This window comes from Xanthocytophaga agilis (genome assembly GCF_030068605.1).
Taxonomy (GTDB): Bacteria; Bacteroidota; Bacteroidia; order Cytophagales; family 172606-1; genus Xanthocytophaga; species Xanthocytophaga agilis.
This window is the reverse complement of the sequence record NZ_JASJOU010000011.1, coordinates 165,696-187,098: the sequence shown is the minus strand read 5'-3', so window position 1 is coordinate 187,098 and position 21,403 is coordinate 165,696. Positions and strand designations below refer to the sequence as shown.

Genomic DNA, 21,403 nt, shown 5'->3' with positions numbered 1-21,403 from the left:
CTAACCTATTCGGAAAAAAAAGCCTCATCACGGTTCTTGTATTGATCTTTACCTGTTTTGCTTGTTATCTTTTTAACAATCCCACTCAAATGTCACCTATATGGACAGCACCTTTCTTTTCTGCTGCAACAAACTTTGAGATGGGCAAAGGATTCCGGATTAGTGAAAGTGATTGTTGGCATTTTAAATATATGCCAGCTGGTGAAAGAGATTCTTATCATTTTAAAAAGTCAGATGCTTTAAACAATTATAATCATAACCCTATTGGATATGTATATTTTATAATTGTTGCAAAGAAAATCTTTTTCTGGCAGGGTGATATTCAGGCTACAGAATCATTGCAAATTTTGATACATATACTGGTTTCCTTGTTATTATTACAGACTGCACGTTCGTGGAGTGAATTTTGGATATATACAGTACTGTATGTTGTGAATCCACTAATTATTTATTTTGTGACATTTCCTTTTTACTATGTCCTGCAAGTTATCCCAACAATCTTCGCTGTGAGATATTTGCTAAACAAAAATGAAAAATACCGATATGGCACGTTCCTTATTGCTGTTTTTATGGCTTTTGCTTTCCTTGCCAGACCTACTATACTTTTTGTGTGCCTCTTTGTTCTTTTATTTTTTCTTCTAAAGGAGAAACGGATATACAGTATTGGTGCACTATTGGTTTTTATTGTAACAATTTTCGTTTTTAATACGCCAACAAAAAAGAATCCCTGGCATACTTTCTATATTGGAATCGGAGGTTATCCCAACCCATATATGTCCGGACTAACAGATAATAATGGCTATTTATTGTATCAGACCAAAACTGGTAAAACATTGAATATGGGTTTTGGAGGAAGTTATTACAATGACACTGTTGCGACTCAATACCAGGAAATTTCCCGTAGTGAATTTATTCATATAGCAAAAGAGTCTCCCTTGATGCTTATTAAAAATGCAACTCTCAACTTCTTTCAATCATTTTCAATTGGATATTTTATTGATCAACCTTTATGGCTTAGTTATGTAAGTGCTATTATTGGATTAGTACTCTTGGTCTGGATATTCTATCGAAAATATTACTGGTGGGCAATTTTGATTGCTGTTTGCTCAATATCATTTACGCCCTATTTTCCGCCTATACAAGCTTATATGTTTGGCTCGTTTGTAGCGATTGTCTGTGTAATAGTACAATTGTTCTTACAAACCGAATTGGGAAAACGAATTTATCAGAAAACAATTATTCAGAATACTGCTGACAAAGCATGAAGCAAATCATTCAATCTTTTAAAACAGGTGAAACCATACTGGAGGATGTTCCTCGTCCTCTGATTCGTAAAGGACATGTCTTAATTCGTACACATCGTTCACTGGTGTCATTAGGAACCGAGAAGATGCTGGTCGAATTTGGACGTTCCAGTCTTATTGAAAAAGCTCGTCAACAACCTGACCGGGTAAAACAGGTACTTGATAAAATAAAATCAGATGGTTTAATCCCTACTCTCGAAGCCGTCTTTACACGATTGGGAGAACCTTTACCATTGGGCTATTGTAACGCAGGTGAAGTTGTAGAGGTAGGAGAAGGTATTGCAGATCTCAAACCTGGGGATAGAGTGGCTTCCAATGGTCCTCATGCAGAGATAGTGTGTGTACCCCGTAATCTGGTAACAAAAATTCCAGATAAAGTATCCTATGAAGAAGCTGCCTTTACAGTTATCGGATCTATTGGTTTGCAGGGCATACGTCTGGTTAATCCAACATTGGGAGAAACAGTCGTTGTATCCGGATTGGGACTGATAGGGTTAATTACCTGTGAGTTGCTGCTGGCAAATGGTTGTAACGTGATAGGCTTCGACTTTGATGCACAAAAAGTGGCACTAGCTCAGGACAAAGGCGTACATGCCTTTAATCTGGCAGATGGTACTGATCCTGTAAAGACAGTGGCCGGACTTACAGAGGGTATTGGTGCAGATGCGGTTATTATAACTGCCTCAACCAAAAGCGATGAACTGATATCGCAGGCCGCACAGATGAGCCGTAAACGCGGACGTATTGTGTTGGTAGGTGTAATAGGATTAGATATTAAACGGGCAGATTTTTATGAGAAGGAGTTATCGTTTCAGGTATCATGCTCGTATGGTCCTGGACGATATGATGAGGAATACGAAAAACGAGGGGTAGATTATCCGCTTTCGTTTGTACGGTGGACAGAGAACAGAAACTTCCAGACTATCCTGCAGGCTATTGCCAAAGGGCAACTGGATGTGAAACGTCTGATTACTGAAGCAGTAGATCTGTCTGAATATCAGAAGATCTATAACAACATAGGAGATAGCCGTTCTATCGCGTCTATTCTGCAATATCCTGAAAATTCGGACTGGTCAACGTCTGTTAAGATAGGACAGTCCACATCAGATACAAAAAGTAAATCGGGTACGGGTACCATTGCGATTGTGGGTGCAGGAAACTTTACCAAGATGACATTGTTGCCAGCTTTGGGTAAAATAAAGGCAGATATCCGGCATATTGTAAGTGCATCGGGTGTAAGTGGAACCCATTTGGCACAGAAACATGCTATTGCTCAAAGTACTACCCGTTATGAGGATGTACTATCTGACTCAGCAGTGCAGTCTGTTATAATTACGACTCAGCATAATTTGCACGCTTCTCAAACTGTGCAGGCATTACAGGCGGGAAAACATGTATTTGTAGAGAAACCACTGGTATTGATAGAAGAAGAACTTCAACAGGTTATAGCTGAAAAAGAGAAAAGTACCTTATCGGTAATGGTTGGTTTTAATCGACGATTTGCTCCATTATCTCAAAAAGCTAAAAAGCTTTTGGGAAATACGTCCGAGCCTGTAAATATTGTAATTACAGTCAATGCAGGCTTTATTCCGGCTAATCACTGGACTCAGAACATGGCTATTGGGGGAGGACGAATTATTGGAGAGGGTTGTCACTTTATTGATCTGGTACAGTTTTTTGCAGGGAGTGAAATCAGAGAGGTGTTTGCTTCTGCACTGGGGACATCTCCTTCTCAAAATACAGATAATACCTCTATTACACTAAAATGCCTCAATGGTTCTCAAGGGGTGGTTAACTATTTTGCCAATGGGAACAAATCCTATTCCAAAGAACGAATAGAAATCTACTCGCAGGGACGTGTGCTGATTCTGGATAACTTCAGAAAGCTGGAAGGATATGGATTTAAAGGGTTCTCTTCTGCCTCTGGAAAACAGGATAAAGGACATGCTGCCCAGTTTGAACAATACATCCGTTTTCTGAAAGAAGGAGGCACTCAACCTATTGGGTTTCAGGAGATAGTAAACTCTACGCAAGCTACTTTTGCCGCTCTGAAATCCTTGCAAAGTGGGGAGAAACAGATTATATTGTAAGTAATATGTAAAAAAAGTGAAATCCTTGTGAAAAAGATCTTTTTTATTCTAACTTTGCAGCCCATTCGGAAACGGTAAGGAAAAATCAATCCTTTTTTTAGTAAACCCTGCATTTCTGAGTTCTCAAAATAGAAATCTGTTTAAAAAACAATGGCAAAAAAAACACCAGAGGCAACTGTTAATGAGCCTGTTGAACAACCGATCAAAGAAACTCCTGAATTAAATTTGGAGCAAGCAGAAGATTTTGTACAACGGAATCGCAACCTCTTTTTAGGCGGACTGGCAGCAGTTGTGTTGCTGGTAGGCGGTATCTTTTTCTATCGGTATTACACACAGAATAAAGAAACCGAAGCTCAGAAGTACATGTTTCGCGCAGTGCTCTATTTTGAAGCAGATTCACTGACAAAAGCGCTTAATGGAGATGGGGTAAACGATGGTTTATTGAAAATCGCAGATGAATACAGTGGTACCAAAGCAGGTAAACTGGCCCATTTTTATGCTGGTGTTGCTTTGTTGAAACAAGGAAAATACGATGATGCTATCACTCATCTGAAAGATTTTAGTTCTAGTGATCTTTTATTACAGGCTCGTGCTTATAGTCTGGTAGGAGATGCCTATCTGGAGAAAAAACAGCCAGAAGAAGCTATTTCTTATTATGAAAAAGCAGCTAACTATGAGCCTAACAAATTCTTTACTCCAGCTTATTTGCTGAAGTTGGGTATTGCGTATGAAATAGCTAAGCAGAATGACAAAGCAATCGAAACGTATGACAAGATCATTACAAATTACGAAGATTCTGCTGAGACTATTACTGCCAAGAAATATAAATCCAAGCTACAGGGTTTGGCAGGGTAATTAGTGTGTATAAAAAACATCCGGCCAAACCCAAAAAAGGATAAAGCACCTGCTTTATCCTTTTTTGTTTATCTATATTTTAACATTAGAATCTAACCTTTTTCTGTTTGACGTTCAATAGTAACTTTTATGGCAACTGCTCTGAAAAACCTGAGTGAATACGAATTAAAGAATTCTGTCAAGATCGAAAGCAAAACCTTTGCTATTGTAGTAGCAGAGTGGAATGCTGATGTAACAGAAAAACTATATGAAGGAGCTTATGCCACTTTGATCAAAGAGGGTGCAAAACCAGAAAATATTATCCGTAAAAATGTACCGGGCAGCTTCGAACTAAGTTTAGGCGCACAATGGATGGCTGCCCGCAATGAGATTGATGCGGTGATCTGTCTGGGTTGTGTAATTCAGGGAGATACCAAACACTTTGATTTTATCTGTCAGGCAGTAGCACAGGGAATAACCAATGTAAGTCTCAAATATAGCAAGCCTGTAATTTTTGGTGTGTTAACTCCCAATACACAGGAACAAGCCTTGGACAGAGCTGGAGGAAAGCACGGAAATAAAGGTGATGAAGCTGCAGTTACAGCTATCAAAATGCTTGGTTTCTAAACAATCTTCAGGATTTTTCAAAATTGAATCATCAACACCCGTTAAATAAAAAAATCATTTCTCATTCTTACTTTTAATTTCTTCTAGAATATGCAAGTCTGGAAATTCGGTGGTACCTCTGTTGGCAAACCTGAACGGATGCACTCCATCAAAAATCTGATTACCAAAGACGGCAAACAAAAAATTGTTGTATTATCGGCACTATCCGGTACAACCAATGCCCTTCTTTCCATCGCAGAATCTCTTTATCAGAACAACGATGCTGAAGCAACACAGAAGATAGACAATCTGTATGCTCACTATGAGTTGTTTATAAAAGAACTATATAAAACAGACGAAGCATATAAGAAGGGAAAGGAAATCATTGACAATGAATTCAACTTTATTCGTTCACTGGTAAAAGTGAAGCCTTTCACGCTTAAACAGGAGAAAGAGATTGCTGCAGAAGGAGAAATTCTTTCAACTCAGATGTTTACTGTGTATCTGGAAGAAGAAGGAGTAAAATCGGTATTATTGCCTGCATTGGAGTTTATGAAGATTGATGCAGATGATGAGCCAATGCTGGACTTTATAGAAGAGAAGTTAGGAGAAATGCTAAAGTATCATGCAGACAAAGAAATCATTGTAACACAAGGCTATATCTGTCGTAACCCTCGTGGAGAAGTTGACAATCTGAAACGGGGTGGCAGTGACTATACAGCATCGCTGGTAGGGGCAGCTGCCTATTCTGAAGAAATTCAGATCTGGACAGATATTGATGGCATGCACAACAATGACCCTCGCATTGTGAAGCGTACATTCCCTGTACGTGAAATATCCTTTGATGAGGCTGCTGAGTTAGCATACTTCGGAGCAAAAATCCTTCACCCGTTTACTATACGTCCGGCTCGTTTACGTAACATTCCGGTACGTCTACTGAATACAATGCAGCCTGAAGCGCCTGGTACACTGATCAGCAATCAGACGGTAAACAAGGATATCAAAGCGATTGCAGCGAAAGATGGTATTACCAGTATTCAGATCCGATCGTCGCGTATGTTGCTGGCGTATGGATTCCTGCGTAAAGTGTTTGAGGTATTTGAAAAGCACAAAACGCCGGTAGATATGGTAACCACTTCGGAGGTAGCTGTATCACTGACTATTGATAACATAACTCATCTGGAGGCTATCCAGGAGGAACTGGAAAGATTCAGTACAGTGTACGTTGATAAAGAGCAAACGATTATCTGTATTGTTGGAGACTTTACCTTCAATAAAAATGGTATAGTGACACGTGTACTGGATGCACTGTCCAATATTCCGCTTCGTATGGTTGCTTATGGAGGTAGTGAACACAATACATCTGTATTGATTCCTACTGAATACAAAACACAGGCATTGAATGCACTAAACGAGCGATTGTTTTTTTATGAAGAGGCTATGAAAAATATCTTCACAGCTCCATAAGCTAACATCACAACAACTATATACGGATGGTGCAGATTGCCTTTACAGATTTATACATCTGTTAGCTCTGAACCATCCGTAATTTATTTATAGGGTGATAAGGATGAGGTGAAGATATTTTTTTCTCTACAGTATTTTCTTTCACCTTTGTAAAGTATGTTTATTTGCAAAACGAACAAGCCTTTTACTATACAGACTTATTCATTAACAAATTGAAAAATGCTGCAACTCAACTTTATACGTGAAAATACAGAGCAGGTCATTAAAGCCCTGCACAAAAAACACTTCAAGCAGGCAGAAGAGACTGTTGCCGACCTGCTGGACCTGGACCAACGTCGTCGTCAGGCTCAAAACGAACTGGATCAAACATTGGCGAAAGCCAATAACCTGGCAAAAGAGATTGGGGGTCTGATGAAAAACGGGCAAAAGGAAGAAGCTGAAAAAGCAAAAGCAGAAGCGACTTCTTTACGTGAGAAAAGCAAAGTGTTGGAAGAAAGCCTCAAAGAACTGGAACAAAAGCAACAGGATGTACTGGTTACCTTGCCTAACCTGCCTCATAGCAGTGTACCCGAAGGACGCAGTGCAGAAGACAATGAAGTGGTCTATGCACATGGTGCTATTCCTGAACTAGGGCCAGAGGCTGTTCCTCACTGGGACCTGATCAAAAAATATGATATCATTGATTTTGAACTGGGTAACAAAATTACGGGTGCAGGATTCCCTGTATACAAAGGCAAAGGAGCTAAACTGCAACGTGCCTTAATTCAGTTTTTCCTGGATGAAGCCGAGACAGCCGGATATACAGAGATACAACCGCCTATCCTGATCAATAAAGACTCTGGGTTTGGTACAGGGCAGCTACCTGACAAGGAAGGTCAGATGTATTATGCAACAGAAGACGAACTCTATCTGATTCCAACAGCTGAAGTACCGATTACCAACCTGTATCGGGATGTCATTCTGGAACCTAAAAGCCTACCTGTCAAAAATGCCGGGTTTACACCTTGTTTCCGTAGAGAAGCCGGTGCCTGGGGTGCCCACGTGCGTGGTCTGAACCGTCTGCATCAGTTTGATAAGGTAGAGATTGTACGAATTGAATTGCCTGAAAACTCATACAATGCGTTGGAAGAGATGAGCAAGTATGTACAGGGATTGCTGCAAAAGCTGGAACTGCCTTACCGGGTACTTCGGTTGTGTGGAGGCGATATGGGCTTTACATCTGCTCTTACCTATGACATGGAAGTATACTCTGGAGCACAGCAACGCTGGCTGGAAGTTAGCTCTGTAAGTAACTTTGAAACGTATCAGGCTAACCGTCTGAAATTACGTTATCGGGATGAAAACAAGAAAACGCAGTTGTTGCATACACTTAACGGAAGTGCATTGGCTCTGCCTCGTATTGTAGCATCTATTCTGGAAAATAACCAGACACCAGAAGGTATTCGCATTCCAAAAGTATTGCAGCCTTATACAAAATTTGATATGATCTCTTAACAGATCTGTTTAGTTGTTTTTCCATAAAGGCCCTTCTATCTGATTTGTGTGGAAGGGCTTTTCTTTTGTAAATATGTTCTCTGTATGTGCTTTCTCTCACTGAATTTCAAAAGAACTTTGGGACTTTGCCTGTACCAGATACGTTGGTTCAGCTACTCACTTTTCAGGATACTATTCCTGAAGGCTCATTCTATGCCGAGGGATTTCAACTCTGTTTACTACAGAATGAAGGAATTCGTTCGTACTCAGAGGATGAAGAGTTTCTTGCTTCATTGATCGAATTTGCTCAGGCAGATTGGACTGGGTCGACCTATGTACTTTGGATTAATGAATCTACCAAAAGCCTTGAAGAAATGCCCATTGTAGTTTTGGGTAGTGAGGGTGGCTACCATGTGGTTGCACAAAATTTAGTTGAACTGGTTAGGCTCTTAACGTTAGACACTGAACCCTTGGTAGACTGGGAAAAAGTTTCTTATTACAAAGATGGGAGCGATTGTATTTCCAGTTCATGTGCTCATGAGTATAAAGCGTGGGTATTACATACATTTCAACTAAATTCTATCGAGACCAATGATGAAGCAGATGATAGTATAAAACAAGCACAAGGGCTTTATCAGGATGCATTTCATAATTGGATAAATAAGTATATTCCTGAATGAACATAAAGATAAGCAGTAATAGTATTTTGCCATGACAGAGAAGTTATCAGAGACCATAAAACAGATTATCGAATTGGCAACAAACTCTCCTCATCTTTACCGAGAGCTTGTTCATAAAGAGTGGTTTCCTTCAGAGGAGCTAGATTTATTAGTAAGGCGATATGGTAGAAGATATTCTATATTTCAAGGTCCAGGGTCGCCATATGCATCTGTTCAGGTATTTTTGCCTCCGTATAACAATAATGAAGTGCGTTATACTATCCAATTCAGCAAAGTTTCAGATCTGTGTACCCATTATTTTAAATATGAAATTAGGAACCCGTTTGCTGAACCCATAAAAAATTTTACAGTATGGAAGGGAAGTCCATATTCACATAAAGAAGAGAGATTTGAAAAAGAGATTAAAGCATATTTTGAAAAGGCTAATCTTTTTTGGGTGCAGTATGAAGATTTACAGGTATCTACATCCATAAAAAGATATGATCCTGAATTTGGGAAAGAGGTAGAAGCATGTGTAACTCTTGATGATCTAATATTTTGGGATAGCTTTTATTTGTTAGAATGATTGTGCGTTAGTATTCCAGCTCGGATGCAGGTTTCTTATGAATAGGATTATATGAGAAAGGTGAATGATTTTCTAAAGTATGGAGCATTACCAAAGTTTTGGTTGGGGCTGTCATTTGAAGAATTCTCTGCTATAATAGGTGAAGAAAAATTAGGTAAACGATGGTACTATGATACTACTGATAAGACCACTTATGCCTATTTCTATAAAGGGATTGAATTTTCTTTTTTAGATGATAAGATATGTATTATCAATCTTGATGTGGATGGAAGAAAACGATTTTATGTGGAAACAGAGAAAGGAGAAAAAAGAATTATATTTCCAAATACTACTCTATATCAAATCATAGAAATACTAAACCAATCCTCCATCAACTGGCGGTTTTACCCAAGGTATTGTTTTAACCATCAACTTACATTGCTAACAGAAGGAAATGTCATTATCCAATTTGGTTTTAGTGATAAAGAAAAGCTTTCTTATATCTTTAAGTTGCATAAATCTGAACTGAGTTTTTCTCCTGAGTATGGCTCGTAAACTGCTATTGGTTAAGCTTGCAGGTATACTATGTTGTAATTTCTAAATTGATAGGAATGCTTATAGTACGTATACCTGAGGCATTTTTTTAAATAGATTACAATGAAATATACCTATACTTTAGTAGAACTAAATGGGGTTCTTATCACCCAAGGAATAAATCATCTGATAGGGCGGGAGTTTTCAATTAGGAATAATGGGCCATCTAAAGAAGATATCAGACTAGTAGTTGAGTGAATGGTTGAGTAAGTCTTTACAATAATACAAGGTTAGTGACAAAAACATTACTTAAACAATAATGGATGGAATAGTAAGTAGATACAAAACACGGGAGTGGTTAATAAAAAGTATTACTAAAGTAGCAGCTAGCAAAGATACCTGTGACATTCATATAGATGAGTTGCTGGGCAAAGAATACTACAAAACTCTTAAACCAAAAGAGGTGCTGCAAACCTGTTGTATATTCATGGATATTATAGATGAGTTGCTTCAAGAGCTTGATATTGATTTAACTGGTATTGGAATACATATATCAATAAGTTTGACTAGCGAACAATCCATATTTCAGGGTGCACCAAAGAATCTTTCGGAGCTGGAAGAACTTGTAGAACCTTATTTTATACCTGAAATCATTATATATTCTATCCGTCAATCAGAAATTATCCCACTCATCGAATTTTACAGAGTTCCTATACACTTTGAAGTATACAATTTTAGAAGAAAAGTTATGCTCCTTTACAAAGAATATAGAGATTCTCAACTGGCTATGATAAATGCCAATGAAGAATTTACCAGAAGTATAAATATAGTTTTTCAGAACTATTCTTACTAGGGATGTATATTTCATCAACAGTAAGGTTCACTCACTGACTTCAGCAAATATTTCCTCTTCATGAAAACCATCGTTACCTTTCTGTTATATAGTATAGTTATGGGTTGTTGTAGCTGTGGTCCAAAAGAAAGCAAACAGGAACAACTAGCCGTAAGTGACTCCACTATTACTCAGACGAAAAACACAAACAAGATCCCTTGAGGTGGTCCTAAAAATCGGGACACAAAACTTGCTTAACTTAGCAAGTAAATGAAAGGTAAAAAAACAACAAGTAAACGGCGAAAATATAGTGCTGACTTTAAAAGCTAAGTAGTAAAAATGATTATCAATGTGCAAAGTATTTCCAAAACTTGCTAGCAGGCGGGTATCAGTGAAATCTAATCTATAGTTGGAAAAATGAACAGTTCTCTCAATCGACCCCCTCCAATTTAGAGGAGAAATTTGTTTCAGTTTGTGAGATTTTGCAAAAAGTGGAACAGTTGCAAAAGCAACTACAAGAGATAGAAAGCGTAAGATTTTAAAAGTATCCTTTTCAGATTGTCAAATACCGCAAGATAGATTCTCTCTATCCTAACAAAGAGAAGTATCGCTATATCGTAGATCGGTTTGCTACCTTTCGCTACAAACCAATGGACAATGTTTCGTATGTTACCTATCTGTATTATTTCCAGGATCGGAAAACAGACAAGACCTATCAGGAAATGAAGATCTACTCAAGTATATTCTGGAAAACGACACGGGTAATTATCCAGAAGCTTAACAAAGGCGTCAGACAGCCCGCACTCGCTTCTTCCTCACAACCTAAATAAGGTTAAGCTGATCATACCTTTGTTGTCGTGAACAGAATATCAGTCATTCTGAAAGATGACTATACTTCCGGTCAAAGATAAAAATGAACAGAGTTCGAATATTTCTTCAACATGACTGGTATTCCAGTCAAAACAAAAAGCGACTGGAACTATGGTCAAAATAAAAAGTGAACAGAATACCAGTCAAAAGTAAAAGTGATTCGATTTCTGTTCACTTTCCTTGCTGAACAGTTTTCCAGTCACTTGACCATCGATTACCATTTTGACCATAATTCCAGTCCGTCACCTATATTGACCATACTTCGGATATTGCTTTAAGGTGACTAGAATACCGGTCACTACTGAAAGTGGCTGGTATTCTAGTCAACCATATACTACAATTGATCCGCACTGTTCTCCTGTAAGGATCTTCCCGCCATTGTCAGGACATGTGTGATAAGGCCGGCGACCTTTCCGATTGGAGTGTATTTTTCTCTCAGAAACCGAGCGCAACTCTATTTGCCATACGTGTCTCGCCGTGGCGGGAAGATTCTTGCAGAAAGGCAGCGAGGAAGAAGCTCTTAGAGGACAGAATGAGGACTGATTCTTTTAGGAGAACAGCGACAGGGAAGCTCCTTTCAGGAAGGCTTAAGGGGTGTATTTTTTTGACGTCCTCGTTCTTCGGACGAAATCTTGTTTTTAATAAAAAGGAATGACCTCCCAACCAAAATCCGAGGCCATTCCTTTTTTGTAAATACCCTTACAAAGGCTTCACAGGAATACACATATCTACCATATGCAGTTGCTGTGGATGCTCTTTCGGATTGTTCAGATGATTAATGTAAAAGTTACGGTTGTCTGGCTGATAGCCATTGTCCGAAAGCCATTCCTTGTAGACATATGTCCAGGCTTCTCCGCTTTCCCGAATATCGCCTTCCAGATGAATAACCGCGTACTGGCCACCTGAAATCTGAGCAATGCCAATTTCTCCTTCTCCGGCTGTGCCTTCGGGTACTGTAATACAAACATCAGCCTGCATTTTACCATCTGTACTGAGTTCCGGATTACTGCGATAGACTGTTAGGGCCTTCGTTTGAGGAAAATAAATGAACCCTCTGGGACCAGCCCATTTAAACAGTTTGTCAAACAGTTGCTCAAAAGCAGGACCATCTTGTGGAGAGATAGATAGTGAACGTACATAGGCTACATGCATAGCAGGTAATTCCCGGATCTCTACCTGAATCTTGTTGGGTGTGTGAATCATATTTGCTTCCTGGTTTATACTAGAGGAAGCAAGGTAGGTAGGGTAAAAGTGAATGACTTTGCCGTCAGTGCGATCCGTTTTGCAATTCTTGCTATTCTCAAAAATTAGCTTCTGTTTCCATTCAGTTGCGCTGGCTCCTGTCGTTTCCCGAAAGGTACGGGCAAAGGAAGCCAGATTGATAAATCCACTGTCTGTAGCTACTTCAGAAACAGACTTTCCGGGATTATTCCGAAGATAAAAAGCAGCCCGCTCTATTCGGGATCGTTTAACAAACTGGTTCACAGTTTCGCCTACTACAGACCGGAAGATACGATGAAAGTGAAATTTGGAAAAACAGGAAACCTCTGCCAGATGATCGACGGATAGTTCTTCGTCCAAATGACTTTTGATATAGTCTATTACTTTGTTGATACGGGCTATATATTCCTGACGGGATTGTATGGATTCCATAGACATGCATGCTAATAGGTGGTAAATATACAGAATAGAAAGAGACAGACTACAGGCATATTGCCTAACCATCTGTCATAAATCTAAGAAGATGTTCGCTATAACTAGTATATTTGGCAGTTAAATTCCATAACAAGTCAGATCATATTCGTGTATAAAATGATAAGAGCCTTAATCATTGATGACAATAAGATAGCCCGATCTATTTTAAGCCGTCTGGCAAGTGCTGTTAATGATCTGACTATTGTAGGCGAATGTAGTGATGCGATGGAAGCCTACACGTATATGATGGACAATCCGGTAGATCTGCTGCTCCTGGATATTGAGATGCCCGGTATGAGTGGTCTGGAACTCACCCGAAATCTGGGCAATGCCCGTCCGGTTATTATTTTTACAACGTCCAAAAAAGAGTATGCAGCAGAAGCATTTGAACTCAATGTAGCCGACTATCTGGTCAAGCCCGTTGTACCCGCCCGATTTGAACAGGCAATGGCAAAGGCGAAAGAAATTCTGGAAAGCAACCGGGAAGAGGTAAAGTGGTCAGATGATGAATTTATATTTATACGGGATGCACACATTGTGCGTCGGTTAAAGGTAGATGATATTTTGTATGCAGAAGCCATGGGCGACTATGTAAAACTACATACTCCTCAGAAATTTTATGCGATCCATACAACCCTGAAGTCTGTAGAGGAGCGATTGCCTGCCGGGAAGTTTATTCGTATTCATCGGTCGTATATCGTAGCAGTCAGCAAAATAGATACACTGGAAGATGGAGGTGCGGTAGTAGCGCATAAGTTTATTCCTATTGCAGATGCGTATCGCAAAACGCTCAACAAGCGAATGAATATCCTGTAACTTCTGCCTATTCATTCTCCTTATTCACCGATAGTTTTTCTTTTTTCAGCGATTGACGACTCGAAACCTATCACTTTATGCAGAGCTTTGTATACAGAATATACAGAAGTGTGTCTGACCAAGGAATTTTGTGAAGTGTCATACATTTTCCTGAAAAGGGTTGATACCCTTCTCTGTCATCTTACCAGCTCCTTTTCATACATATATGATTGGCAATCGCTTTATAGTTCTTATTTTATCTGCTTTTATTATAGGCACATTGCTGCTGATAGGTATTCAGTATAACTCTTCCCAAAACATTAACCAACTGATTGATGGCAATGAAAAGTTACTGACCGAACTTCGTTTGAGTAGCCATCTGAGAGAGATGGAGCGGGATATGTATTGGGTAGAAAGCAGAATAAGAGGAGCCATTGCAACCAGTGATATATCCCATCTGAGTGAGGTGGATGAAAAGATCTCTCAAATTGAGGCATATCTGGATACACTTCGGGCAATGGATAAGGATAAGACAGTGATTCAGTATATAGACCGGCTTCATGTCATTGCCGAAAATAAACGGAGCACTAAGGATCTTCTCCTCTTCCGTTACAAGCATACAGGTAAGATGGATGATACTACCCTGATTTCCAATCCACATGCGAGAGAAGTTTCCAATGAAATCAGTATGGCTACACGTCGTATCTATAACAGTCGCCAGCAACTGATGACACAACTCAGTGACTCGATAGAGGAAAGCAGCAAAAGGGTGCGTACCTGGGGTGGGATACTGATTGCGTTTATTGTAGTGAGTGCCAGTGGTTGGTTCTGGTTTATAGTAAACCGGATTCGCCGACAAAACCAATTGATTGTAAAACTGGATGAATCGGAAAAGAAGGCAAGAGAAGCTGCCCGAGTCAAGGAAAATTTCCTGGCAAATATGAGCCACGAAATACGAACGCCACTCAATGCGATTCTGGGCTTTACAAACCTGCTGAAAAGTCACAAACAAGATGCAGCACAAGCAGATTTTACAGATTCTATTCAGAAAGCAGGAGAAAACCTACTTTCTATTGTCAACGATATTCTGGATTTGTCTAAGATAGAGGCTGGGATGGTGCGTATTGAGGCAAATCCTTTTAGTGTACGGGGCTTAGTACACTCTGTGGAAACCTTGTTTGGTGAACGAATGCGGGAAAAAGGGCTAGTGCTTCAAACAGATATTGAGGCATCTGTACCAGACACACTTATTGGAGATGCCACTCGTCTGACTCAGATCCTGGTAAATCTGCTTGGGAATGCATTGAAATTTACAGAAAAGGGACATATCTCGGTGCGGGTCATTACTAAAAGTGCCACAGATACAACCATCCGGCTGGGATTTTCTATACGAGATACGGGTATCGGCATTGATACAAAGAAATTAGCAGCCATATTTGAACGGTTTCAGCAGGCAGAAGACTCTACTACCCGTAATTATGGAGGTACAGGGTTAGGACTCTCTATTGTCAAAGAATTGATAGAAATACAGGGCGGAGAAATTAGTGTAGAGAGTGAAGTTGGTAAAGGTACAACATTCTATTTCTGTATTCCTTACCAGATCTCCGCCGAACAATTTACTGCTCCCCAACCAAGAGATGTTATCTATTCTGAAAGCACCGAATTGACACAGGCTCATCTGTTACTGGTTGATGACAATACGATGAATCAAAGTCTGATTAAACATCTACTCAATCAGTGGAAACTATCTTATGACGTTGCCAGTAATGGTGTAGAAGCATTGGCATACTTGCAGGATCGAAAATACGATCTGGTACTGATGGATATTCAGATGCCGCGAATGGATGGCTATACAACCAGCCAGCATATCCGGGGAGAACTAAAGCTGGATGTGCCCATCATTGCCATGACAGCACATGCAATGGCAGGCGAACGTGAAAAATGCCTCAGTTATGGCATGAACGAATACCTTAGCAAACCTGTCCGTGAGCAGGATCTGTATGGGTTGATTAATCAGTTTCTGATAACCGATAAGAACTCGCAAACGGCTCCGGACTCCATTAACATTGTATCTCATACCTATTCCTGTATTGATCTGCAGTACTTATCAGAGATCAGCAAAGGTGACAAAGAATATGAAAAAATGATGACACTGCAGTTTCTGGAGATCCTTCCTAAAGAACTGGAAATTATAGAATCCTCTCTGATAAAAAAGGATTTTGCAATTGTACGTCGTGTAGCCCACAATATGAAAACCACCGTATCCATTATGGGCTTGACCGATCAGCTAGGTGACTATCTCACAGCACTCGAGGAAAATATGGGTGATGAGGAACAGCAACTGGCTCACGTTACTATTCTCAAGCAAATTTGCACCCAGGCATTAGAAGAAGCCAATCATTTTTATCAGTCATTGAGTTAGGTAGCAGTTGTTGTAGAATGAGTTTATCGCTTTATTTTGTGTATGGTAATAGTATTGTAGGTAAAGCCATAAAACATCTTTTTTCTATCTCTCTGTAATATGAAGGAGTCTAGTACCTTTCTCCCGCAAAACTAAGCCAACTTCTCTATACCTCATCCAATCGCACCAAACTCTCCGAATTGATACAATACCGCAATCCGGAAGGCTCAGGGCCGTCTGGAAATACATGTCCTAAGTGACAATCACATACACTACATAGTGCCTCAATACGCTCCATCTTGTAGCTGTCATCAAAAGCATATTTGATAGCCCCTCTGGAGATTGGTTGGGTAAAACTGGGCCAACCGGATATTGCATGGTATTTTTCTGTCCAGTTAAATAACAGACTTCCACATCCTACACAGGCATAGACACCAGGTTCATACGATCGGCAATAGGCATTGCGGTATCGGGGCTCTGTGCCTTTTTCGCGTGTAATATGGTATTGAGCCGGAGTGAGTATCTGTTTCCATTCGTCTTCAGTCTTCTCTACTCTGCGAGAAGGTTCTGGATTACTATACCGGGCATATTTGAGAACATCCATCCAGCGTAACATAAGCAATAAATTCCAGAAAAGGTTTTACACAAAGAACAGTATGACACAAAGTTCGGTTCGGATGAAGGTGTATGCTGGTTAATGTTGAGACTTTCAGGCAAGCGGTAACGCTTATCGTGTCCCATACCTTTTTCAATTTTGAAGGTTTTAGTAAAAACTCTCTTTATATGTCCTCCTGAAAGGATCTTCCCGCCCTTGTCGGGACAGGCGTGGCAAGACCGGCGGCCTATGGATTTGGAGAAAAGCTTTTCAGAAACCAGACATAGCTCTATTTGTCACAAGTTTCTTACAGAAGGACAGAGTGTGAATGTTCCTTTCAGAAGGACAGTAAGAGTGTTTTTTCTTTATGTACAAATCACCTTTTCAAAAAAGTTATAGAACAGGATAATGCGGTAACGTAGCATCTTTCTGATCCACTTTTTCAACGATCACTTTTGCCTGTTGAACGATTCCGGTATTCAACAACCGTGATTCTACAGTAGCTTTATATTACAACCAGCGAATATAGTTACATGGAAAAGGAGCATTTTTTTGAACCAACAATCAGAAGTTGTGTAGAGTGTTTTTCCAGGTTGCGAATAACGGGCAGGCTATCTCTGTCCGTTATTTATTCTGTCAGTTTTAACTGATAAGCCATGCAACGTGTATACAAAGATACATTAAGATTATAACCTGATTCTCCATTACTTAACTCTGTTATACTATGGATTTGTCAACTGCTCGGCCTCATTTTCAGGAAGCACTTTGTCGCAACGAAAAAAAATACCGGTATCCATTAGAGCGATCCTATGTAGTTATTTTGCTAGTCGACAGAGAACTCAATATTACGTATGTCTATGACTCTGTAACATCCATTTTAAAAATAAAGCCTGCGGAACTATTGGGAAGAAATCTGTTTGAAGCCTTGAACATTGTAGAACATCGGCGATTGAGCTACCTGTTGGATACACTGGTGCAACCCGGAAGTACAGCGTCCTCTCTTAGAGAGGAACTCTCTATTGAAACAGAGGAAGGTACTATGCACTTTGATGCCGCGATTACCAATTTACTGGAAGATCCTGTTATCGCAGGCTTTGCCTTTTATCTACACAATATTACAGACCGCAAAAGATCAGAAGAACAACTCAGTCGTCTTAATTTTGAACTGGATAGCTTTGTATATAAAGCATCTCATGATATGAGAGCCCCACTTGTTAACATTCTGGGACTGATAGACATTGCACAACGGGACTTTCCGATACAGGCTATGCAATACATGGATATGATGAAACGTAGCGTACTACGTCTGGACAAATTTATCTTTGATCTGACACAGTACTCGCGCAACGACCGCACAAAGGTTGAGTCGGAAAAGATAGATATGTCGCTGTTAATAATGGAAGCAATGGAGGGACAGAAGTTTTTGCCTCAGTTCTCTTCTATTGATTTTGAGATAGACATCCGCCAGGATCATCCTATATATTCAGATATATCCCGGTTGCGTATCATTCTCAACAATCTACTCTCCAATTCCATCAAATACCATGATCTGCGCAAAGAAGATCCTTATATCCGAATCTCGATATGGGAAAATCCCAAAACAAAGGAGTTTGTTATTCAGGTGAAAGACAATGGCATTGGGATTATGGAGCATTACACTGACAGGGTATTTGACATGTTTTTTCGTGCTTCAGATATGGCAGAAGGTTCTGGTTTAGGATTGTATCTGGTTAAGAAGGTAGTAGAGAAGCTTAAGGGAAAAATTGATCTTAAAACAAGAGAAAGAGAAGGAACCATGCTGACCATTACATTACCTAATACCCGATAGCAAGTGCAATTCTCCAATAACCAGATACACTTATAGCCTGCCTGCTGGTTACATACGACATTAAAAAACAAGATATAAAAAGTCATAAAGAGAGACAAGTTTCCTTCAATCGCGAGTTGTTGTGTAGATATGTTGGCAATCTTTTCTCCACGAGGTTGGCTTTGGTCTTGCAGGTGGGCAATGCTATTAACTTAGGGAAAATAGGTTTAAAAACCTTCTGTATGTCTTCCTGGAAGAATCTCGAAAACGAGTGCTCATTTTAGAACAAAAGGGGGAGAGGACAAGAAAAGAGCTGAAAAACAAAATATACAAATTATCTAATGTAAAATAGTACCCATGTTCTTTTCAAAAACACAGGTACTGTTTTATTACGATTTATATCACATAAAATAATCACTGGATTTGAGATAACTAACGTAATTATAGCTTATGGAATATATTCATAGAAGTCTGCTAGCATTAAGCAATAGCCTCTTCCATTGTAAGTAGTAGTCCATCCGTCACCAGTATAAAAAGGAACATTGGTTTTCTGAGTCCATGCATCTGTTTGCAGCGTATATTCCCAGAATGTACCATAACTACTTTCATTGGGCAGACCACCTGCATAGGCTTTGTCAGAGAGACCAAATGCAAATCCTTTGTTTACATAGTTAACAGGTAAAACAGCACTTTTAATTGTCCAGTTATTCTGTGCCGGATCATATTCCATCAGAGGACGTCCACCTAATGTATTATTCTTGTCTGCCAGCACGTATCCCTTTGTACCCAACGTAAATGACATAGCTTGTTGAATAGACTGAATTGGAGCACTTTTTTTCTGTGTCCACTTACCTAATGGATTTCCATTTGCATCTGTTCCTGCCGTTGCATTTGCCGGATCAAACTCCCATAAATCATATAACATATTGGCACCATTAACGATCATACCACCACACACATATCCTTTCCCATTTAATACAAAGCTAACTGCCTGTATACGATCATCTCCTGGAAAACTTGATTTTTTTGTCCAGCTATCGGTATCAGGACTGTACTCCCAACAGGCTTTTGTCTGGTCTCCTCCTCCTGTTACAATATATCCTTTGTTCCCAATCGCAAAACTTGTTGCCAACGAAGAATTGGTCCCTGGAAAATCAGCTTTCTGGGTCCATGTGTCTGTTGTGATAGAGTAACTCCACCATTCTTTGGTGGTAAAAGATGAAGAGGTTTCATTTGCCAATCCGTTACCTACATAAATCTTGTCTCCAATAGAAAATCCAAGCGCCCACTGATCCATCTTTCCTGGGAAGTTTGTCAGTGTTTCCCAGTTATTGCCCCCTAATGTTTGAAAGGTAGCATCTGAACTATAGGAAACCGTTCCATTCTCTGCAATGGCATAACCTCTTACATAATAGGTTGTGTTCATGGCTAGTTCTGTTACTGAACCAAACAACATAAATGGAGAGGTAATTTCAGTCAGGCCACTTCCCATCACTACCTTATTAGCAGCAACAGTAGGGTTGGGTGTATTTGACCATACAAATCCATATTCTTTCACTTTAACCGTATTGTTACCAGTAAAAGATATTTCTCCCTGAAAGGATGCTTTTCGGGTTGAGATATTGGTAGGTGCTGAAGTCGTAATAGTTAACGATGTAGAGTCGGATTGAACATCGTCTTCTTTTTTACAGGAAAAAAGAAAGATTGACGCACCCAGAAAAAGAAAAAGTAGCTGTTTTATTTTCATCTCAGCAATTTATTTGATTAAAAAATGCAAATAAGTAGGATTTATGAGTGAAAATAACTATTGTTTATTGCACCTTATTACGGATGTGAGAAAATGATCGGTTTTGTCTGCTTTTGTCACAGAAGCTGCTTATAGGCTATGCCTCTTTCATATAGAGAAATATTTTCTCCATGACCAGGAAATAAATGCTACATTTTACCAAAGCCCACATAAATAAATGGTGTAGCAGACGCATTTTATACTCAGGCACAGAAGTTTATTCATTGTAAGCGTTAGTCTGAGAAAGGAGAGATAATTTAAAAGGAGTGGCTGGTTTAAGATTATTCATCTTGTAGAAGTAAGAAGAAATGTATCTAAAAGTAAGATTCATTTTCTAATGAAAAAGATCCATTTTCTTAAGTCAGACCTGAGAATATATCCTCATTTACTTGAACTGGGTAATGCCAGCGAAAGGACTAAGATTAACCGAAGGCTACCCCATATAGGTAGCCTTTTGCTTTTAGTAAAAAGGCTTTCTTTGGAAAGCTGTAGTGTATAATGTCTTACTAAAATAAGGAGGTACTTATGGCTATAGGAACTTATGAAGCTGATAACCGAACAGGCATCAATCATGAAGGAGCAGATGCCAACATTCCGGTACAACGTCTCACCGCGACTTCTATTATAGGTGACAAAGTGATTAACCGGGCAGATGAAGACCTGGGAAACATCCAAAATCTGATGATCAACATCCAGACAGGAAAGATTGAATATGTAGTACTGGAATCTGGATCATTCTTAGGTATTGGAGGTAAACTGTTTGCCATTCCTTACAATGAACTGATTCTGGATGGCCCTCGTAGGTGTTTTGTTCTGGACAGAACCAAAGAGTATGTAAAGAACTCTCCTGGGTTTGATAAAGACCATTGGCCTGACACCAACAGCGATACAGCCTACTATGCGGAGGTGAATCAGTATTGGGTGTATAGGTAAAGTAACTTACTGAATCTACAGTAGTGGATAATAGCCTTGTTTTACTCTATAGAACAAGGCTATTGCTGTTTGTAAGTCGTGGCTATTTCAACTCATCGGAACAAATCAAGGTTGGAGACTTTTAGCATATACCTTTATTGGTTACATTATCCCCATA

At 39.5% G+C, this 21,403-nt stretch carries 19 protein-coding genes; 16 read left to right on the top strand and 3 right to left on the bottom strand.

Going from position 1 to position 21,403, the window contains the following annotated elements; all coding sequences use genetic code 11:
- The first annotated feature begins 89 nt into the window (after window positions 1-89).
- The 12 genes from QNI22_RS26855 (at window position 90) to QNI22_RS26800 (ending at window position 11,194) form a co-directional block, all read left to right on the top strand.
- A complete protein-coding gene (locus tag QNI22_RS26855) occupies window positions 90-1,265 on the top strand; it encodes an LTA synthase family protein (protein WP_314515504.1) in 1,176 nt (391 codons plus the stop codon).
- Window positions 1,262-3,394 carry a Gfo/Idh/MocA family oxidoreductase gene (locus QNI22_RS26850; RefSeq protein ID WP_314515502.1) on the top strand — a complete coding sequence of 711 codons (2,133 nt, stop codon included), beginning with the start codon at window positions 1,262-1,264 and terminating at the stop codon, window positions 3,392-3,394. Before QNI22_RS26855 ends, QNI22_RS26850 begins: the two co-directional genes overlap by 4 nt.
- 150 nt (window positions 3,395-3,544) lie before the next feature.
- The gene (locus tag QNI22_RS26845) at window positions 3,545-4,249 is read left to right on the top strand and encodes a tetratricopeptide repeat protein (protein WP_314515501.1); all 705 of its coding nucleotides are present in this window, start codon (window positions 3,545-3,547) and stop codon (window positions 4,247-4,249) included.
- A 129-nt stretch (window positions 4,250-4,378) separates the two neighbouring features.
- A complete protein-coding gene (gene ribH, locus QNI22_RS26840; protein WP_314003064.1) occupies window positions 4,379-4,855 on the top strand; it encodes a 6,7-dimethyl-8-ribityllumazine synthase in 477 nt (158 codons plus the stop codon).
- 90 nt (window positions 4,856-4,945) lie between these two features.
- On the top strand, window positions 4,946-6,301 hold the full coding sequence (locus tag QNI22_RS26835) for an aspartate kinase (protein WP_313986875.1): 1,356 nt from the start codon (window positions 4,946-4,948) through the stop codon (window positions 6,299-6,301).
- A 219-nt stretch (window positions 6,302-6,520) separates the two neighbouring features.
- Window positions 6,521-7,795 (top strand): serine--tRNA ligase, encoded by a 1,275-nt coding sequence (gene serS / locus QNI22_RS26830; protein WP_314515499.1) that lies wholly within the window; start codon window positions 6,521-6,523, stop codon window positions 7,793-7,795.
- 86 nt (window positions 7,796-7,881) lie between these two features.
- Window positions 7,882-8,454, top strand: coding sequence for a hypothetical protein (locus QNI22_RS26825; RefSeq protein WP_314515497.1), 573 nt, complete (start codon window positions 7,882-7,884; stop codon window positions 8,452-8,454).
- A gap of 31 nt (window positions 8,455-8,485) precedes the next feature.
- Window positions 8,486-9,019 carry a hypothetical protein gene (locus tag QNI22_RS26820; RefSeq protein WP_314515495.1) on the top strand — a complete coding sequence of 178 codons (534 nt, stop codon included), beginning with the start codon at window positions 8,486-8,488 and terminating at the stop codon, window positions 9,017-9,019.
- Window positions 9,020-9,070: 51 nt separating this feature from the next.
- Window positions 9,071-9,553, top strand: a complete 483-nt coding sequence (locus QNI22_RS26815; RefSeq protein ID WP_314515493.1) for a hypothetical protein — start codon at window positions 9,071-9,073, stop codon at window positions 9,551-9,553.
- Window positions 9,554-9,851: 298 nt separating this feature from the next.
- Complete coding sequence (locus QNI22_RS26810; RefSeq protein ID WP_314515491.1) at window positions 9,852-10,385, top strand: hypothetical protein; 534 nt, start codon at window positions 9,852-9,854, stop codon at window positions 10,383-10,385.
- Window positions 10,386-10,445: 60 nt separating this feature from the next.
- Window positions 10,446-10,586, top strand: coding sequence for a hypothetical protein (locus tag QNI22_RS26805; RefSeq protein ID WP_314515490.1), 141 nt, complete (start codon window positions 10,446-10,448; stop codon window positions 10,584-10,586).
- A 428-nt stretch (window positions 10,587-11,014) separates the two neighbouring features.
- On the top strand, window positions 11,015-11,194 hold the full coding sequence (locus tag QNI22_RS26800; RefSeq protein WP_314515488.1) for a hypothetical protein: 180 nt from the start codon (window positions 11,015-11,017) through the stop codon (window positions 11,192-11,194).
- A 739-nt stretch (window positions 11,195-11,933) separates the two neighbouring features.
- Here QNI22_RS26800 and QNI22_RS26795 read toward each other — a convergent pair.
- Window positions 11,934-12,887, bottom strand: coding sequence for an AraC family transcriptional regulator (locus QNI22_RS26795; protein WP_314515486.1), 954 nt, complete (start codon window positions 12,885-12,887; stop codon window positions 11,934-11,936).
- Window positions 12,888-13,046: 159 nt separating this feature from the next.
- On the opposite strand from QNI22_RS26795, the gene QNI22_RS26790 reads away from it, so the two are divergent.
- On the top strand, window positions 13,047-13,745 hold the full coding sequence (locus QNI22_RS26790) for a LytR/AlgR family response regulator transcription factor (protein ID WP_314515484.1): 699 nt from the start codon (window positions 13,047-13,049) through the stop codon (window positions 13,743-13,745).
- Between the two features lie 205 nt (window positions 13,746-13,950).
- Window positions 13,951-16,146, top strand: coding sequence for an ATP-binding protein (locus tag QNI22_RS26785; RefSeq protein WP_314515482.1), 2,196 nt, complete (start codon window positions 13,951-13,953; stop codon window positions 16,144-16,146).
- Between the two features lie 145 nt (window positions 16,147-16,291).
- On the opposite strand, the gene msrB is transcribed toward QNI22_RS26785, so the two are convergent.
- Complete coding sequence (msrB, locus tag QNI22_RS26780) at window positions 16,292-16,741, bottom strand: peptide-methionine (R)-S-oxide reductase MsrB (protein ID WP_314515480.1); 450 nt, start codon at window positions 16,739-16,741, stop codon at window positions 16,292-16,294.
- 703 nt (window positions 16,742-17,444) lie between these two features.
- On the opposite strand from msrB, the gene QNI22_RS26775 reads away from it, so the two are divergent.
- Complete coding sequence (locus QNI22_RS26775; protein ID WP_314515479.1) at window positions 17,445-18,548, top strand: sensor histidine kinase; 1,104 nt, start codon at window positions 17,445-17,447, stop codon at window positions 18,546-18,548.
- A 427-nt stretch (window positions 18,549-18,975) separates the two neighbouring features.
- Here QNI22_RS26775 and QNI22_RS26770 read toward each other — a convergent pair whose 3' ends face one another.
- A complete protein-coding gene (locus QNI22_RS26770; RefSeq protein ID WP_314515477.1) occupies window positions 18,976-20,274 on the bottom strand; it encodes a Kelch repeat-containing protein in 1,299 nt (432 codons plus the stop codon).
- Window positions 20,275-20,838: 564 nt separating this feature from the next.
- Here QNI22_RS26770 and QNI22_RS26765 point away from each other — a divergent pair.
- Entirely contained in the window at window positions 20,839-21,246 is a 408-nt protein-coding gene (locus tag QNI22_RS26765; protein WP_314515475.1) for a PRC-barrel domain-containing protein, read from the top strand.
- Window positions 21,247-21,403 lie beyond the last annotated feature (157 nt).

Coding starts and splice junctions, on each gene's coding strand:
- QNI22_RS26805 (WP_314515490.1), top strand. CDS start 10,446: ATGAAAACCATCGTTACCTTTCTGTTATATAGTATAGTTATGGGTTGT.
- QNI22_RS26765 (WP_314515475.1), top strand. CDS start 20,839: ATGGCTATAGGAACTTATGAAGCTGATAACCGAACAGGCATCAATCAT.
- QNI22_RS26775 (WP_314515479.1), top strand. CDS start 17,445: ATGGATTTGTCAACTGCTCGGCCTCATTTTCAGGAAGCACTTTGTCGC.
- ribH (WP_314003064.1), top strand. CDS start 4,379: ATGGCAACTGCTCTGAAAAACCTGAGTGAATACGAATTAAAGAATTCT.
- QNI22_RS26800 (WP_314515488.1), top strand. CDS start 11,015: ATGGACAATGTTTCGTATGTTACCTATCTGTATTATTTCCAGGATCGG.
- serS (WP_314515499.1), top strand. CDS start 6,521: ATGCTGCAACTCAACTTTATACGTGAAAATACAGAGCAGGTCATTAAA.
- QNI22_RS26785 (WP_314515482.1), top strand. CDS start 13,951: ATGATTGGCAATCGCTTTATAGTTCTTATTTTATCTGCTTTTATTATA.
- QNI22_RS26855 (WP_314515504.1), top strand. CDS start 90: ATGTCACCTATATGGACAGCACCTTTCTTTTCTGCTGCAACAAACTTT.
- QNI22_RS26850 (WP_314515502.1), top strand. CDS start 1,262: ATGAAGCAAATCATTCAATCTTTTAAAACAGGTGAAACCATACTGGAG.
- QNI22_RS26790 (WP_314515484.1), top strand. CDS start 13,047: ATGATAAGAGCCTTAATCATTGATGACAATAAGATAGCCCGATCTATT.
- QNI22_RS26820 (WP_314515495.1), top strand. CDS start 8,486: ATGACAGAGAAGTTATCAGAGACCATAAAACAGATTATCGAATTGGCA.
- QNI22_RS26810 (WP_314515491.1), top strand. CDS start 9,852: ATGGATGGAATAGTAAGTAGATACAAAACACGGGAGTGGTTAATAAAA.
- QNI22_RS26815 (WP_314515493.1), top strand. CDS start 9,071: ATGAGAAAGGTGAATGATTTTCTAAAGTATGGAGCATTACCAAAGTTT.
- QNI22_RS26770 (WP_314515477.1), bottom strand. CDS start 20,274: ATGAAAATAAAACAGCTACTTTTTCTTTTTCTGGGTGCGTCAATCTTT.
- QNI22_RS26845 (WP_314515501.1), top strand. CDS start 3,545: ATGGCAAAAAAAACACCAGAGGCAACTGTTAATGAGCCTGTTGAACAA.
- msrB (WP_314515480.1), bottom strand. CDS start 16,741: ATGTTACGCTGGATGGATGTTCTCAAATATGCCCGGTATAGTAATCCA.
- QNI22_RS26795 (WP_314515486.1), bottom strand. CDS start 12,887: ATGGAATCCATACAATCCCGTCAGGAATATATAGCCCGTATCAACAAA.
- QNI22_RS26835 (WP_313986875.1), top strand. CDS start 4,946: ATGCAAGTCTGGAAATTCGGTGGTACCTCTGTTGGCAAACCTGAACGG.